Origin of the sequence: Mycolicibacterium chubuense, assembly GCF_001044255.1 — a bacterium.
Taxonomy (GTDB): domain Bacteria; phylum Actinomycetota; class Actinomycetes; order Mycobacteriales; family Mycobacteriaceae; genus Mycobacterium; species Mycobacterium chubuense.
This window is the reverse complement of record NZ_JYNX01000039.1, coordinates 33053-46958: the sequence shown is the minus strand read 5'-3', so window position 1 is coordinate 46958 and position 13906 is coordinate 33053. Positions and strand designations below refer to the sequence as shown.

General features: G+C 69.0%; 14 protein-coding genes. 4 read left to right on the top strand and 10 right to left on the bottom strand.

The annotated features are described in order from the left end of the window. The first annotated feature begins 61 nt into the window (after positions 1–61). Complete coding sequence (locus MCHUDSM44219_RS30015; RefSeq protein WP_157868771.1) at positions 62–214, top strand: hypothetical protein; 153 nt, start codon at positions 62–64, stop codon at positions 212–214. 60 nt (positions 215–274) lie between these two features. On the opposite strand, the gene MCHUDSM44219_RS16640 is transcribed toward MCHUDSM44219_RS30015, so the two are convergent. The 5 genes from MCHUDSM44219_RS16640 to MCHUDSM44219_RS16620 form a co-directional block, all read right to left on the bottom strand. After that, positions 275–577: a hypothetical protein gene (locus MCHUDSM44219_RS16640; RefSeq protein WP_048419364.1), complete on the bottom strand. Its 303-nt coding sequence runs from the start codon at positions 575–577 to the stop codon at positions 275–277. A gap of 243 nt (positions 578–820) precedes the next feature. Next, positions 821–1123, bottom strand: coding sequence for a hypothetical protein (locus MCHUDSM44219_RS16635; RefSeq protein ID WP_048419363.1), 303 nt, complete (start codon positions 1121–1123; stop codon positions 821–823). 121 nt (positions 1124–1244) lie between these two features. Beyond that, positions 1245–2243 carry an SMP-30/gluconolactonase/LRE family protein gene (locus MCHUDSM44219_RS16630; RefSeq protein ID WP_109777804.1) on the bottom strand — a complete coding sequence of 333 codons (999 nt, stop codon included), beginning with the start codon at positions 2241–2243 and terminating at the stop codon, positions 1245–1247. Positions 2244–2331: 88 nt separating this feature from the next. Continuing rightward, positions 2332–3720, bottom strand: coding sequence for an aspartate aminotransferase family protein (locus tag MCHUDSM44219_RS16625; protein ID WP_048419361.1), 1389 nt, complete (start codon positions 3718–3720; stop codon positions 2332–2334). Next, positions 3717–4238 carry an Lrp/AsnC family transcriptional regulator gene (locus MCHUDSM44219_RS16620; protein WP_043406241.1) on the bottom strand — a complete coding sequence of 174 codons (522 nt, stop codon included), beginning with the start codon at positions 4236–4238 and terminating at the stop codon, positions 3717–3719. Before MCHUDSM44219_RS16620 ends, MCHUDSM44219_RS16625 begins: the two co-directional genes overlap by 4 nt. 124 nt (positions 4239–4362) lie before the next feature. Here MCHUDSM44219_RS16620 and MCHUDSM44219_RS16615 point away from each other — a divergent pair, with 124 nt between their 5' ends. Continuing rightward, positions 4363–5859, top strand: coding sequence for a gamma-aminobutyraldehyde dehydrogenase (locus MCHUDSM44219_RS16615; RefSeq protein ID WP_048419360.1), 1497 nt, complete (start codon positions 4363–4365; stop codon positions 5857–5859). A gap of 82 nt (positions 5860–5941) precedes the next feature. Here MCHUDSM44219_RS16615 and MCHUDSM44219_RS16610 read toward each other — a convergent pair whose 3' ends face one another. The 3 genes from MCHUDSM44219_RS16610 to MCHUDSM44219_RS16600 are packed head-to-tail and all read right to left on the bottom strand — an operon-like array spanning position 5942 to position 10090. Further along, positions 5942–6802 carry a universal stress protein gene (locus tag MCHUDSM44219_RS16610; RefSeq protein ID WP_048419359.1) on the bottom strand — a complete coding sequence of 287 codons (861 nt, stop codon included), beginning with the start codon at positions 6800–6802 and terminating at the stop codon, positions 5942–5944. Positions 6803–6811: 9 nt separating this feature from the next. Continuing rightward, complete coding sequence (locus MCHUDSM44219_RS16605; RefSeq protein WP_048419358.1) at positions 6812–8323, bottom strand: APC family permease; 1512 nt, start codon at positions 8321–8323, stop codon at positions 6812–6814. A gap of 60 nt (positions 8324–8383) precedes the next feature. After that, a complete protein-coding gene (locus MCHUDSM44219_RS16600) occupies positions 8384–10090 on the bottom strand; it encodes an APC family permease (RefSeq protein WP_413783617.1) in 1707 nt (568 codons plus the stop codon). A gap of 141 nt (positions 10091–10231) precedes the next feature. Here MCHUDSM44219_RS16600 and MCHUDSM44219_RS16595 point away from each other — a divergent pair, with 141 nt between their 5' ends. Next, positions 10232–11140, top strand: coding sequence for a sigma-70 family RNA polymerase sigma factor (locus MCHUDSM44219_RS16595; RefSeq protein WP_048419357.1), 909 nt, complete (start codon positions 10232–10234; stop codon positions 11138–11140). Here the strand turns inward: MCHUDSM44219_RS16595 and MCHUDSM44219_RS16590 are convergent. Continuing rightward, positions 11083–12285 carry an NADH:flavin oxidoreductase gene (locus tag MCHUDSM44219_RS16590; RefSeq protein ID WP_048419356.1) on the bottom strand — a complete coding sequence of 401 codons (1203 nt, stop codon included), beginning with the start codon at positions 12283–12285 and terminating at the stop codon, positions 11083–11085. The genes MCHUDSM44219_RS16595 and MCHUDSM44219_RS16590 overlap by 58 nt on opposite strands. A gap of 43 nt (positions 12286–12328) precedes the next feature. Between MCHUDSM44219_RS16590 and MCHUDSM44219_RS16585 the strand changes: the two genes are divergently transcribed. Continuing rightward, positions 12329–13345, top strand: a complete 1017-nt coding sequence (locus MCHUDSM44219_RS16585) for an NAD-dependent epimerase/dehydratase family protein (RefSeq protein ID WP_048419355.1) — start codon at positions 12329–12331, stop codon at positions 13343–13345. Here MCHUDSM44219_RS16585 and MCHUDSM44219_RS16580 read toward each other — a convergent pair. Beyond that, positions 13262–13891 carry a TetR/AcrR family transcriptional regulator gene (locus MCHUDSM44219_RS16580; RefSeq protein ID WP_048419354.1) on the bottom strand — a complete coding sequence of 210 codons (630 nt, stop codon included), beginning with the start codon at positions 13889–13891 and terminating at the stop codon, positions 13262–13264. The genes MCHUDSM44219_RS16585 and MCHUDSM44219_RS16580 overlap by 84 nt on opposite strands. Between the last annotated feature and the right edge of the window lie 15 nt (positions 13892–13906).

Genomic DNA, 13906 nt, shown 5'->3' with positions numbered 1-13906 from the left:
ACGCTCAGGTGGGCCGGGCACGCTGAAGAAATCCAAGGCATTCAGCGGAAGGGCGTTGATGATGACGAATACCGCCACGGTGATCGATCTGCAGTCGCATGCGGCCCGCAGTGCCGCCGACCGACGGGCCCGGGCCATCGAAGAGGCGATGCGCAGGCACCCGTCCTTCCAGTCCCGGACCGCCGTCCCCCCGCCGCCGCTGCGCGCAGTCTGAGACACACGGCAAAAAAGGGGCACCTCCGTCCGGAGGTGCCCCTTCATGCTGTCTGTCGTGCTAGCGCACGTTGACGTACACCGTCTGGTTGCTCACCGAGCGGTTGTTGTCACCGTTGGAGGTGGCGTTCGGTACCGACTGGCGGACGTCCGGACCCCGGGTGACGGAGACAACGGAGGCTTCGTCGAGCGGAGCGTTGCTCTGCCGGTTGACGACGACGCGGTTGCCTTGCGCTTCCAGCGCGCTGATCGTGTCGGCGGCGCTGCCGGCGCCCGACGGGGCAGCCAGCGCGGGGGCGGCCAGTCCGAGCACGCCCGCGGTGAGGGCGGCTGCGGCGGCGGTGGTGATCGTGAGGGTTTTCATGGGTGCTCTCCCCTGAAGTCGGGTCGGAGCCGTGGAGCGAGTCGCGCGGTTCTGACTGTGTGAAGTTATATGTGCCGGACCGGATTTCGTGGTGTGAATCAGGTCCGCCGGGTATAACCGGCCGCGGCGGACTTTCATTTCTCTTGGCAGGATTTCGACGGTGTCTGGCAGAAATGGGGCTGTTGGGAGGCGCCGAATTGTGATGTCGGGGCACCGCCGCTCCGGAGGTGCCCCGCGTCACTGCTACTTGATGGTGACGTAGACGGTCTGACTGCTGACCGAGCGGCTGCCGTTGCCGATCGAGTCGGGGATCGGGATGCTCTGGCGCATGATCGGGCCGCGATGGATGGACACGACCGAGGCCTCATCCAGCGGGGTGCTGGACTGGCGGGTGACGATGACGCGGTTGCCCTGCGCTTCGAGCGCGCTGATGGTGTCGGCGGCGTTGCCTCCGGTGGGGGCGGCGACGGCGGGCGCGGCCAGTCCGAGGACGGCGGCGGCCAGCCCGGCGGCGGCGGCGGCGGTGGTGATCGTGAAGCTCTTCATGGTCCTGCTCTTCTCTTGTGGCGATCGTGGTGATCTGCACTGAAGAACCAGCAGGTCAGCGCGTTCATTTCCGCTGGCAGGAATTGGCTGCCCGCTGGCAGGAACCGCTTTGGCGCAGGGGTCAGAGCGCGGTCGCGGCGACGCCGATCCGGCCGAGGTACGGCGCACCGATGCTGCCCATCCAGAGCCGGCCGTCGCGTTCCACCATGCCGGTCACCATGCTGAAGTGCGGGTGGGTGGTGCGCATGCCGGCCACGGCCGCACCGGTGCCGGGGTCGAACGCGACCACCCACACGACGGAGACGGGCTTGGGCTGCAGGCGCGCGGGCAGCCGCCACACCGCCTGGCGTAGCAGCGGGGGCCCGGCGGCCAGCCGGTCGGCGACCGGGTTGGCCGGCGTGACCATGGCGCACCAGATCCGCCCGTCCGGGCCGGTCGACAGGTTGTCCGGCATCCCGGGCAGGTGTTCGGCCAGCGGGGTGAACTCACCCGCGCGCGGTCCGCTCAGCCAGTACGTCGACAGCCGTCGGCCCTGGGTTTCGGCGACCACCAGCGCGGTGCCGTCCGCGGTGGGCGTCACGCCGTTGGCGAAGTACAGCCCGTCGACGACGGTCGTCACGGTGCCGTCGGGGTCGAGGCGGTGCAGGGCGCCGCGCGGGCGGGCTTCGAGAATCGCGCCGAGATAGTTCGCGACGGTGAAGTGCGACGTGGATTCGGTGAAATAGATTGCGCCGTCCGGTGTCTCGGTGACGTTGGAGCAGAACTGCAGCGTCCGGCCCGCGATCGAGTCCACCAGGGTCTCGATGCGGCCGGTGCTGGGATCCAGGGCCAGCAGCCCGCGGGGGCTGTCGCAGATCAGCAGCCGCCCGTCGCGCGCGAAGCCCAGACCCAGTGGCCGACCCCCGGTGTTGGCGACGACGACCGGCGCTGTGCCGTCGGGTTCCAGCCGCACGATGCCGCCGTCCATCGCGCCGACCCACAACCGGCCGTCGTCGTCGGTGACGACGTCCTCGGGCTCGCCGCCCGGCACGGGGACCAGCGTGACGTCGGCGCTCGGGAACGGGGGCAGGGGCCGCACCGGCGGGGCCTGCCAGCGCACGGGATTGATCGGCGGTTTCATTACCGCCCAGTCTCGCCGAAATTGCATTCCACGCGCCGTTTTCGCTGATGTGGCCGCACGGAACGCAATCTCGGCGAGAAAGGAGTGGCTACATCCGGCGGCTGGCCTCGCCGAGCACGTTGTGCAGCACGTCGTAGATCGCGTCGAACTCCTTCTGCCCGCTGATCAGCGGGGGAGCCAGCTGCACGACTGGGTCGCCGCGGTCGTCGGCGCGGCAGTACAGACCGGCCTCCCACAGTGCGGGAGTGAGGAAGCCGCGCAGCAGCCGCTCGGACTCCTCGTCGTTGAAGGTCTCCTTGGTGGTCTTGTCCTTGACCAACTCGATGCCGTAGAAGAAGCCCTCGCCGCGGACGTCGCCGACGATCGGCAGGTCGTACAGCTTCTCCAGCGTCGCGCGGAAGGCCGGCGCCATCTCCTTGACGTGGGCGTTGATGCCCTCGCGCTCGAAGATGTCGAGGTTGGCCAGTGCGACCGCAGAGGACACCGGGTGCCCGCCGAAGGTGTAGCCGTGCCCGAACACGGTGTGGCCGTCGTTGAACGGCTCGAAGAGCCGGTCGCTGGCGATCATCGCGCCGATCGGGGAGTAGCCCGACGTCAGGCCCTTCGCGCACGTGATGATGTCCGGCACGTAGTTGAAGTCGTTGCACGCGAACATCGAACCGATGCGGCCGTAGGCGCAGATCACCTCGTCGGAGACCAGCAGCACGTCGTACTCGTCGCAGATCTCGCGGACCCGCTCGAAGTATCCGGGCGGCGGCGGGAAGCAGCCGCCGGCGTTCTGCACCGGCTCCAGGAACACGGCGGCGACGGTGTCGGGGCCCTCGAACTCGATGGCCTCGGCGATGCGGTCGGCGCAGTAGCGTCCCCACGCCTTGGGGTCGTTGCTGAACTGCTCGGGCGCGCGGTAGATGTTGGTGTTGGGCACCCGGAAACCGCCAGGAGTCGGCGGATCGAACGGCGCCTTGAACGTCGGGATGCCCGTGATGGCCAGGGCACCCTGCGGCGTGCCGTGATAGGCGATGGACCGCGAGATCACCTTGTACTTGCCGGGCCTGCCGGTCAGCTTGTAGTACTGCTTGGCCAGCTTCCAGGCGCTCTCGACGGCCTCGCCGCCGCCGGTGGTGAAGAAGACGCGGTTCAGGTCGCCCGGGGCGTAGCCAGCCAGGCGCTCGGCCAGCTCGACCGCGCTGGGCGTGGCGTAGGACCACAGCGGGAAGAACGCCAGCTGCTCGGCCTGCTTGGCCGCCGCCTCGGCGAGCTCCTTGCGGCCGTGCCCGACCTGTACCACGAACAGGCCCGAGAGCCCGTCGATGTACTGCTTGCCCTGGTCGTCGTAGATGTGGACGCCCTCGCCGCGGATGATCATCGGCGGGGTGATGTCCGCGCCGTGGCGGGCGAAATGCCCCCACAGGTGGCGCTTGGCCGTTGCGGCGAGTTTGCTTGTCGTCGGTTGTTCGGTTTCGGAAATGATTGTCATCGGGTTCCCCAATTGTATTGCTGCTTAACGAGTTTCAGGTAAACGAGGGTCTCTGTGGATATCACTCCCGGTAACGCACGGATCTGGGTGTTGAGTAGCTGAAGGAGGTGGTCGTCGTCCTCGCACACGACCTCGACGATGGCGTCGAACGAGCCCGCGGTCAGCACCACGTAGTCGACCGACTCGAGGGCGGCGAGCTTCTCGGCGATCTTGGTGGTGTCACCGGTGCAGCGGACGCCGATCATGGCCTGCCGGGCGAAGCCGAGCTGCATCGGGTCGGTGACCGCGACGATCTGCATCACCCCGGCGTCGACCATGCGCTGCACGCGCTGGCGCACCGCGGCCTCGGACAGGCCGACGGCCTTCCCGATGCCCGCATAGGAACGGCGGCCGTCCTGCTGCAGCTTCTCGATGATCGCCTTGGAGAGCTCGTCGAGCTGGAAGGCGGCACCGGGTCGCGACTGGTTGACGCGGAACGAGACGGGGCCGACGGCGTGCGGGACCCCCGGGTTGACCATGACTCAGATTGTGCACGGAATCCGTCGTTTCAAGCAACCATGACCATGAAATCAATCGTTGTAGGTGGCCGAAGCTGAGGTAATGCGTAGCGTTTCTCGTGTATCAAACGATACGGTGTGGGCCATGACCGTGGTTTCGTCTTCGAGGGATCTGGCCGGCAGCTGGATCGATGGCGCACCGGTGCGGACCGGCGGCGCCACACACTCCGTGATCAACCCGGCGACCGGCGAGCCGGTGGCCGAGATGGCGCTGGCCTCACCCGGCGATGTCGACCGCGCGGTCGGCTCGGCGCGGGCGGCGCTGCCCGGCTGGGCCGGGGCCACCCCGGCCGAGCGCTCGGCCGTGCTGGCGAAGCTGGCCGTGCTCGCCGACGAGGCCGCCGACACGCTGGTGGCCGAGGAGGTCAGCCAGACCGGCAAGCCCGTCCGGCTGGCCACCGAGTTCGACGTCCCCGGCAGCGTCGACAACATCGACTTCTTCGCCGGCGCCGCCCGCCATCTCGAGGGCAAGGCATCGGGGGAGTACTCCGGCGATCACACGTCGTCGATCCGCCGCGAGGCCGTCGGCGTGGTCGCGACGATCACCCCGTGGAACTATCCGCTGCAGATGGCGGTGTGGAAGGTGCTGCCCGCGCTGGCCGCCGGCTGCAGCGTGGTGATCAAGCCCGCCGAGATCACGCCGCTGACCACGCTGACGCTGGCCCGGCTGGCCGGCGAGGCCGGGCTGCCGCCCGGTGTGCTGAATGTGGTGACCGGCGCGGGCGCCGACGTGGGGACCGCGCTGGCCGGGCATCGCGACGTCGACATGGTGACGTTCACCGGGTCGACGGCCGTCGGGCGCAAGGTGATGGCCGCGGCCGCGGTGCACGGGCACCGCACCCAGCTCGAATTGGGCGGTAAGGCACCGTTCGTCGTGTTCGACGACGCCGATCTCGACGCCGCGATCCAGGGCGCGGTCGCCGGGTCGCTGATCAACACCGGGCAGGACTGCACCGCCGCCACCCGCGCGATCGTCGCCCGCGAGGTGTACGACGACTTCGTCGCCGGGGTCGCCGAGGTGATGGGCAAGATCGTCGTCGGCGACCCGCAGGATCCCGACACCGATCTCGGCCCGTTGATCACGCTGGCGCACCGGGCGAAGGTGGCCGACATGGTGGCGCGCGCGCCCGGCGAGGGCGGGCGCATCGTGACCGGCGGCGTGGCGCCGGAGGGACCGGGCTCGTTCTACCGGCCGACGCTGATCGCCGACGTGTCCGAGCAGTCGGAGGTGTACCGCGACGAGATCTTCGGTCCCGTGCTGACGGTGCGGTCGTTCACCGACGACGACGACGCGATCCGGCAGGCCAACGACACCGCCTACGGGCTCGCGGCCTCGGCGTGGACACGCGACGTCTATCGCGCGCAGCGCGCGTCGCGGGAGATCCACGCCGGGTGTGTGTGGATCAACGACCACATCCCGATCATCTCGGAGATGCCGCACGGTGGGTTCGGTGCGTCGGGATTCGGCAAGGATATGAGCCAGTACTCGCTCGAGGAGTACCTGTCGATCAAGCACGTCATGAGCGACATCACCGGCGTGGTCGACAAGGCTTGGCACCGAACCATTTTCACCAAGCGCTGAGGCGACCGCGGAATAGCATTCCTGGTCGTGATCGCCTACCGGATCGCAGCCCGGAATGCGCTTCCGCGGGGAAACGGCGCGGTTACTCGTCGCGCGGCACCACGATCACCGGCACGTCGACCCCGGCGAGGATGCGCGCGGCCGTCGACCCCAGGAAGATGCGGCGCGGTGCGGCGAACCGGGACGAGCCCACGACCAACAGGTCGCCGTCGTCCCAGTTGAGCTTCTTCAGCGCCGACTCCAGCGTCATGCCGTCGGCGACCAGCGACTCGATCTCCGGCGAGTCGGGCAGCGCGCGCGCCGCGACGGCGAGGTTCTCTTCAGCCGCGGCGACCTGCAGCTGCCGCACCTCCCGCGCGCTGCCCGCCTCGGCGAAGTTCTCCGCCGACACCAGCGACAGCATCCGGATCCCCAGACCGGCCGCGCTGGCCAGCGTGATCGCGAACGGCAGCGGGTTGTCGTCGCCCGGCTTGGTGGGCACCGCGGCGGTCACCGCGGTGAACCTCTCGTCCGGATCCTCGGCGTAGCCGCGCGGCGCCAGCGCCACCGGGATCGGCGAGGAGTGCAGCAACGCCCCGGTCACAGGGCCGATGGTGTGCCGACCGAAGAACCCGTCGCGCGCACCCCCGACCACGATCAGGTCCGAGGACTTCTCCTGCGCGTAGTCAACCAGCGTCTGCGCGAACGACTCTCCGACGGTCACCGACGACTCGGCGTGCACCCCGTCGCGCGCGAGCGTGGCCACCGCACCGGCCACCCACTGCTCGCCCCGCTCGACGAGCAGACGTTGGTATTCCAGGCGCCCGGGATGGCCGTCGGGCAGTTCTTCGCGAACCACCAACAGGACGTCGACGCTGGCGTCGAAGGTCCGCGCGAGCGCACTGGCCAGCGCGACGCCGTCGTCGCCGGTCGGGGTGGCAAGGTAGCCGACGGTCAGATGCATGGCGGTTCCTCAGTAGACGTCGGGTACTTGGACTTCGGTGGATGCGTTGAGCGTCTCGCCGCGGAAGAAGCGTTTCGTGCCGAACGCGAAGCACGCCAGCATCAACGGGATGCCGAGCACCAGCATGCCGACCCCGAGCACGAATACCCCGCCGATGGGACCGAACGCGGTGTAGCCGTAGTCCGGCGCGATCATGTCCTTGGCGCTGATCACGAACGCCGCCGCCATCGCGAGGCCGCCCAGCAGCGGGAAGATGCCGCGGAAGAACAGATTTCGCACCGAGCTGAACAGCGTCCGGCGGAAATACCAGACGCAGGCGAACGCGGTGATGCCGTAGTAGAACGCGACCGCGAGCCCGAGGGAGGCCACCGAGTCGGCGAGGGCGTTCTCCGACAACACTTTCAGCAGCAGGTAGAAGAACAGGGCGGCCAGACCCATCACGATCGTGCCGAACGCCGGCGTCATGTAGCGCGGATGCACGTTGGCGAACCGCTTCGGGATGGCTTCGTAGACGGCCATCGACAGCGTGCCGCGCGCGGTGGGCAGGATGGTGGTCTGCGTCGACGACAGCGCCGACACCGAGACGGTGAGCAGCAGCGCGGACGCGGCGATCGTGCCCGCCACCGGTTCGCCGAGCACGGTGAGCACGTCGTCGGAGTTCATCGCGTTGTTCAGCCCGATGCCGACCTCACCGAATCCGGCGAACGACTGCAGTGCGTAAGCCACCAGCACATAGGTGCACACCAGGATCAGCGTGGTGATGACCGCAGCGATGCCCGGCGTCCGGCCGGGATCCTTGGTCTCCTCACCGACGGCCAGGCAGGCGTCCCAACCCCAGTAGATGAAGATGCACAGGATCACCGCCGCGGCGATCGACGACGTGTCCAATCCGCTGGGCCACAGCCACGACAGCTGAGGGCTGATCGCCTGCGCGCCGGCGGTTCCGGAGAACACCCGGACCAGTGCGATGACGCTGACGATGATCAGCACGCCGAACTGGACGGCGATCAGGATGTTCTGCACCCGCTCGCTGACGACGATGCCGCGGGCCGACACCAGCGTCATCGACACGATGAAGAAGCATCCCAATCCGACTGTGGCGAAGGTGTTGTCGGCCAGATCGTCGAGGCCGAGGAAGTTGTAGAGGTAGATCGCGGCGATCTCGGCGACGTTGGCCAGCACGATGATGGCCGACACGGCCAGCCCCCAGCCGCCGATCCAGCCGATCCACGGGCCGAAAGCCTTGGTGCCCCAGGTGAACGTCGTGCCGCAGTCCGGGGTCTCCTGCGAGAGCTCCTTGTAGGCGAACGCCACCAGCAGCATCGGGATGAACGCCAGCACGAACATCGACGGCGCCTTCTCGCCGACCTCCAGCACGACGTAGCCGAGCGTGGCGGCCAGGCTGTAGGCTGGCGCCACCGCCGCCAGACCGATGACGACGTTGCCGACGAGGCCGAGCGCACCGGCCTGCAGCCCCTTGCTGCCGACAGCAGGGGTCGACGGTTCGGAGGTGATTGCCATGCGCGCAATATACGGTCCTGCGAGCCTCCTGGCAGGACAGTGCGAAAAACCTGTGAGACGTCAGTTCTTGGTGTACTCGTGGCCGGTCAGCGGGTCGATCGCCTTCTCGCCGGGCGGCAGGTTGGACAGATCCTTGGCGATGATCGTGGGCACGTCGCCGGCGTCGGGCAGACCGAAGCGGGGCACCGCCGCCTCCTGATCGGGCACCGTCTCCAGCACCAGGTCGTGACTGCGACGAGGCAGCGTCACGCCCTTGAAGAAGTCGGGCGACATGAACCGCCAGACCACCATGAGCACCAGGCCCAGGACCAGCGCGCCGATGCCCACCACCGCGACGGCGCCGACGCCGAAGATGGTCACGTTGTTGCCGTCGTCGTCGGTGAGCCAGTCCGGCTTGGCGTACTGCAGCAGGCCGTAGACGAAGACCACGAGGAGCACGATGCCGCCCAGCAGCGGCACCACCCCGCGCATCACCAGGTCACGGGTGTTGCGCGTCAACGTCTTTCGGTAGAACCAGACGCAGGCGAAACCGGTCAGCCCGTAGTAGAAGGCGATCATCAGCCCGACCGAGCCGATCAGCGCGGTCAGCAGGTTGGTGCTGATCACGGTGAACAGCACGTAGAAGATCGCCGACACCACGCCCATCGCGATGGTCGACGTGGTCGGAGTCAGGTAGCGCCGGTGGATCTTCGCGAACGACTCGGGCAGGGCGCGGTAGACGCCCATCGACAGCGTGGTGCGCGCGGTCGGCAGGATCGTGGTCTGCGTCGACGCCGACGCCGAGGTCAGGATGGACGCCGACAGCAGCAGCATCCCGATGTGCCCGAGCGCACTGTCGCCGAACAGATCCGGTCCGATCGCGGCGAACACGTCGGCCGAGTTGTCCGGGTTGCCCAGCCCGATCCCGTCGGTGCCGACACCGGCGAACGCGACGGCCGCGACGCTCACCAGCGCGTAGGTGGCCAGCAGCAGGAAGGTCGAGATGACGGCGGCCCGGCCGGGGGTGCGCCCGGGGTCGTCGGACTCCTCGTTGCACGCGACGGCGGTGTCCCAGCCCCAGTAGATGAAGATCGTGGTCAGGATCGCCGGCGCGATGACGGTGCTGAAGTCCAGTCCGCCGGGCCAGAACCAGGACAGTGACGGCATCAGCGAGTAGCTCTCTGCGGTGCGGGTGTACACCTTGACCAGCGCGACGATCGACAGCCCGATCAGCACGACCACCTCGATGCCCAGCAGTGCGTATTGCAGGCGCGCCGACACCTCGATGCCGCGGTAGCAGATGTAGGTCATCACCGCGATCCAGATGACACCGGCGACGGTGGACCAGAACGTGCTGTCGGACAGCGTGGCCGCCGAGTCCCAGCCGAGGTCCCCGGCGAAGGTGAAGGAGTAGGCCCCGGCGATCTGCGCGAGGTTGGCCATCACGATGACGTCGACGGCGATGATGCCCCAGCCGCCCAGCCAGCCGACGACCGGGCCGAAGGCGCGCGACGCCCAGGTGAAGGTCGTGCCGCAGTCCGGTTCGGCTTTGTTGAGCTCCTGGTAGGCGACCGCGATCAGGTACATGGGGATGAAGGAGATCAGCACGATGGCAGGCGCCTTCACACCGGACAACAGCGCGCCCCCGCTGGCGATGATCAGGCCGAGCGTGGCGGCCAGGCTGTAGGCCGGCGCCGTCGAGGCCATCCCCACCACGATGCTCGACACCAGCCCGAGGGCGCCGCCCTTGAGTCCCTTGCTCTCCACGGTGCCTTCACCGTGAATCACTTCGTGCTTGACCACGGGCCCTCCTCGGTCGAAATCAGCCGGAATCGGTTGTGAACCCGATCACTATTGACTGATTCCGTCGATTCATCAACTTCACAGCTTCGGATTTCGTTGCGTTTGAGGGGTACTACCCTCGATGTCATGACCGCGCGGGTCGAGGACTTCGAAGAGCTGCGTCCCTACCTGCTCGCCGTGGGCTACCGCCTCACCGGCACGTTCGCCGACGCCGAGGACGTGGTGCAGGATGCCTGGCTGCGCTGGGACGCCCACCGGGCCCGGCGGACCGACACCGCGATCGTCGACCTGCGGGCCTGGCTCACGACGGTGGTCAGCCGGCTGTCGCTCGACCGGCTCCGATCGGCGGCCCACCGGCGCGAGACCTACGCCGGCACCTGGCTGCCCGAACCGGTGGTGACGACGCTCGACGGGGACGACCCGCTGGCCGCTGTGGTGGCCGGGGAGGATGCCCGCTTCGCGGCCATGGTCGTGCTGGAGAATCTGACGCCCGATCAGCGGGTGGCGTTCGTGCTGCACGACGGATTCGCGGTGCCGTTCGACGAGATCGCCGACGTTCTCGGGGCCACGCCCGCCGCGGCGAGGCAGCTCGCGTCGCGGGCGCGCCGCACCGTCTCCACGGCGCCCCCGCCGGCGGCCGAGCACGACGAGGTGGTCGGTGCGCTGATGGCGGCGATGGCGGCCGGCGATCTGGAGGCCGTGGTGGCGCTGCTGCATCCCGACGTCACGTTCAGCGGCGACGCGAACCGGCGCGCGCCGACGGCGCCACAGGTCATCCACGGCAGAGACAAGGTGGCGCGGTTCCTCCTGGGCTTGGCGCGCCGCTACGGGACACGGCTGTTCACCAGCGGCGAGCTCGGGTTGGTCAACGGTGAACTGGGCGTGTTCTCCCGCGGCGACGACGGGGATGCGCACGGGCCCGCGATCGCGCCCCGGATCCAGGCGCTGACGGTGTGCGACGGACGGGTGGTGGCGGTTTACGACATCGCCAACCCGGACAAGTTCACCGGTTCACCGCTGCGCACCACGCAGTGAGTTCCGCTGTAGACGGTCGGCATGCATTTCTGGCAGTGCACACACAGACCCTCCGTGGCGGTCCGGTCGCGAAACCTGTTGACCAGGTCGGGTTCTCGCAACAGCGCCCGGGCCATCGCGACGAACGCGAAACCGTCGTCGAGCGCCGCGGTCACGGTGTCCATCCGGTTGATGCCGCCCAGCAGGATCAACGGCATCGACAGTGCTGCCCGGAACTGGCGGGCCTGCGGGGCGAAAAAGGCCTCGGTGAAGGGATATTCGCGAAACATGCGCTTGCCGATGAGCCGCAGTCCGAGGCCGACGGCGCGCGGTTGGGACGCGATGAACTCGTCGAGCGGGACGTCTCCGCGGAAGTAGTACATGGGGTTGGCCAGTGAGCTGCCGCCGGTGAGCTGCAGCGCGTCGAGATGTCCGTCGCTCTCCAGCAGCCGTGCGGTGGGCAGGCTGTCGGTGAGCCAGAAGCCGCGTCGCACACCGTCGTCCATGTTGAACTTCGCGGTCACGGCGACGGTGTCGCCGACCGTGTGGCGCACCCGCTCGGCGACCCGGCGCGCGAGTTCGGCCCGGCGGGCGGTGTCCCCGCCGTAGCGGTCGGTGCGCCGGTTGAGATTGGGGCTGAAGAACGAGCTGAGCAGATAGCCGTGGCCCATGTGGATCTCGATCGCGTCGAACCCGGCGTCGACGGCATGTGCTGCGGCAGCGCCGAAGTCGTCGACGAGCGCGTCGAGCTGGTGAACCGTCGCGGCCCGCACCACGCCCATGGCCGGCGCGCTGAGCCGGGTGGACGGCGCCAGCGTGGGCGTCCGGTTGGACAGGGTGTTGGCCACCAGGCCGGCATGACCGATCTGGGCGCACGCCAGGGCGCCTTCGGCGTGGACCGCGTCGGTCAGCGCGCGCAGTTGCCGGGCGCGCGAGGCGTCGAGGACGATCGTGTCGCGGTGCACCCGGCCGCCGGGGGAGACCGCGCAGTACGCCACCGTGGTCATCGCCGCGCCGCCGCGGGCCACCTCGGCGTGGAAGTCCACCAGCGCCGGACTGACGTGTCCGCGCGGCATCACCCCCTCGAAGGTGGCGGCCTTGATGAACCGGTTCTTCAGCGTGAGCGGGCCCAGGGTCGCCGGGCTGAACGCTTGTATCGATGCCATTGGCATCGTAATGTAGCACCCCGGCGTCGAGGAGGCGGGAACACTGGACATCGCGGTCACCGGGGCAACCGGGTACGTGGGGGCGCACACGGCGCGCGCGCTGCTGGCGGCCGGCCATCGGCTGCGCCTGCTGGTGCCGCCGGGTGAGGCGGGTGCGCCCGTGCTCGACCGGCTGCGCGCCGCGGGGTCGGTAGCCGTGACGGTCGGCGACATCTGTTGTGAGGCAGACGTTGTCGCGTTCCTCGACGGCTGTGAGGCGCTCGTGCACGCGGCCGGTGTCGTCGGCACCGACGAGCGGCGGGTGCGGCTGATGTGGGACGTCAATGCCTTCGCGACCGAGGCGATCCTGCATCGGGCGGTCGAGCGTGGGCTGGACCCGGTGCTGACCGTGAGCAGCTACAGTGCCCTCTTCCCGCCGACCGACGGCGTGATCTCACCGCAGACCCCGACCGCGGTGGGGCGCAGCGCCTACGCCAAGACCAAGGCGTACGCCGACCGGGTCGCGCGTCGGCTGCAGGACGACGGCGCCCCCGTCGTGGTGACCTATCCGTCCAGCGTCGTCGGTCCGGCGTTCGGCACCGCGCCGGGGGTCACCGAACGCGGGTGGGCGCCGATCGTGCGCTGGGCCGTCGCGCCGCGGCTACGGGGCGGCATGCAGATGATCGACGTCTGCGACGTCGCTGAGGTGCACACGCGGGTGATGCGCCCCGGCCGGGGCCCGCGCCGCTATGTGTGCGGCGGGGAACTGCTGGGATTCGACGAGATGATCGACGCGCTGCAGACCGGTCTCGGCCGGCGGATCCGCCGGGTCCCGGTGCCGGCACCCGTGCTGCTCGCCGCCGCCCGCGCCACCGATGTTCTCGCACGCCACGTCGCGCTGCCCGACGGGTTGAGTTACGAGGCGGCGATCCTGCTGCTGGCGGCCACACCGACCGACGACACCACGACGCTGCGCGATCTCGGGATGCAGTGGCGGTCACCGCGGGCGGCGATCATCGCCTCGGCGCGGGGGAGTGTCGCCGATGCTCGTCGACAGCAGCTCGGCAATCCGGCGCCGTAGCGCCTCGGAATCGTCGTCGACGGCGACGGTGTTCAGGAACAGTGCCGCCCCGGCGGCCATCACCAGCACCGCGCGGGCATTAAGCTCGGCACGCCGGCGCCGGGCCGGTGTGTCGGCCGCCAGATGCTCGGCGAACAGTGCGACCGCGGGCGTACTGAAGTTCGCCCACAAGGCTTTTCGCATGTCGTCGTTCTCGCGCAGCGCCAGCAGCAGCCCCGGTACCGCCTCGTTGACGTCGCGCCGGTTGAACAGCTGATGGCTGCCGCGCACCACCCACTCGACCCAGCCGGTCAGGTCGGTGCCGGAAAACGGTGTCAGATCCGGGGTTTCGCCGAGGATCGCATGCAGCACGAGTTCGGCCTTGGAGGTCCAGCGGCGGCTCAGGCTGGCGCGGCCCACGCCGGCCCGGGTCGCCACCATTCGCACACTGAGGTCGTCCCAGCCGACCTCGAGAAGCAACTCGCGGGTCGTGGCCAGCACGCGCTCGTCGATCGTGGCGTCGCGAGGTCGCCCGCCTGCACCGGCCGGAGGCTCATCGCGGGTCATCCGACGATTGAAACA

What these genes read in the sequence shown, in the direction of transcription:
- MCHUDSM44219_RS16590 (WP_048419356.1), bottom strand. Translation starts at nt 12,285, where the DNA reads ATGGCATCGATACAAGCGTTCAGCCCGGCGACCCTGGGCCCGCTCACG.
- MCHUDSM44219_RS16595 (WP_048419357.1), top strand. Translation starts at nt 10,232, where the DNA reads ATGACCGCGCGGGTCGAGGACTTCGAAGAGCTGCGTCCCTACCTGCTC.
- MCHUDSM44219_RS16610 (WP_048419359.1), bottom strand. Translation starts at nt 6,802, where the DNA reads ATGCATCTGACCGTCGGCTACCTTGCCACCCCGACCGGCGACGACGGC.
- MCHUDSM44219_RS16620 (WP_043406241.1), bottom strand. Translation starts at nt 4,238, where the DNA reads ATGGTCAACCCGGGGGTCCCGCACGCCGTCGGCCCCGTCTCGTTCCGC.
- MCHUDSM44219_RS16630 (WP_109777804.1), bottom strand. Translation starts at nt 2,243, where the DNA reads ATGAAACCGCCGATCAATCCCGTGCGCTGGCAGGCCCCGCCGGTGCGG.
- MCHUDSM44219_RS16640 (WP_048419364.1), bottom strand. Translation starts at nt 577, where the DNA reads ATGAAAACCCTCACGATCACCACCGCCGCCGCAGCCGCCCTCACCGCG.
- MCHUDSM44219_RS30015 (WP_157868771.1), top strand. Translation starts at nt 62, where the DNA reads ATGACGAATACCGCCACGGTGATCGATCTGCAGTCGCATGCGGCCCGC.
- MCHUDSM44219_RS16605 (WP_048419358.1), bottom strand. Translation starts at nt 8,323, where the DNA reads ATGGCAATCACCTCCGAACCGTCGACCCCTGCTGTCGGCAGCAAGGGG.
- MCHUDSM44219_RS16580 (WP_048419354.1), bottom strand. Translation starts at nt 13,891, where the DNA reads ATGACCCGCGATGAGCCTCCGGCCGGTGCAGGCGGGCGACCTCGCGAC.
- MCHUDSM44219_RS16615 (WP_048419360.1), top strand. Translation starts at nt 4,363, where the DNA reads ATGACCGTGGTTTCGTCTTCGAGGGATCTGGCCGGCAGCTGGATCGAT.
- MCHUDSM44219_RS16625 (WP_048419361.1), bottom strand. Translation starts at nt 3,720, where the DNA reads ATGACAATCATTTCCGAAACCGAACAACCGACGACAAGCAAACTCGCC.
- MCHUDSM44219_RS16635 (WP_048419363.1), bottom strand. Translation starts at nt 1,123, where the DNA reads ATGAAGAGCTTCACGATCACCACCGCCGCCGCCGCCGCCGGGCTGGCC.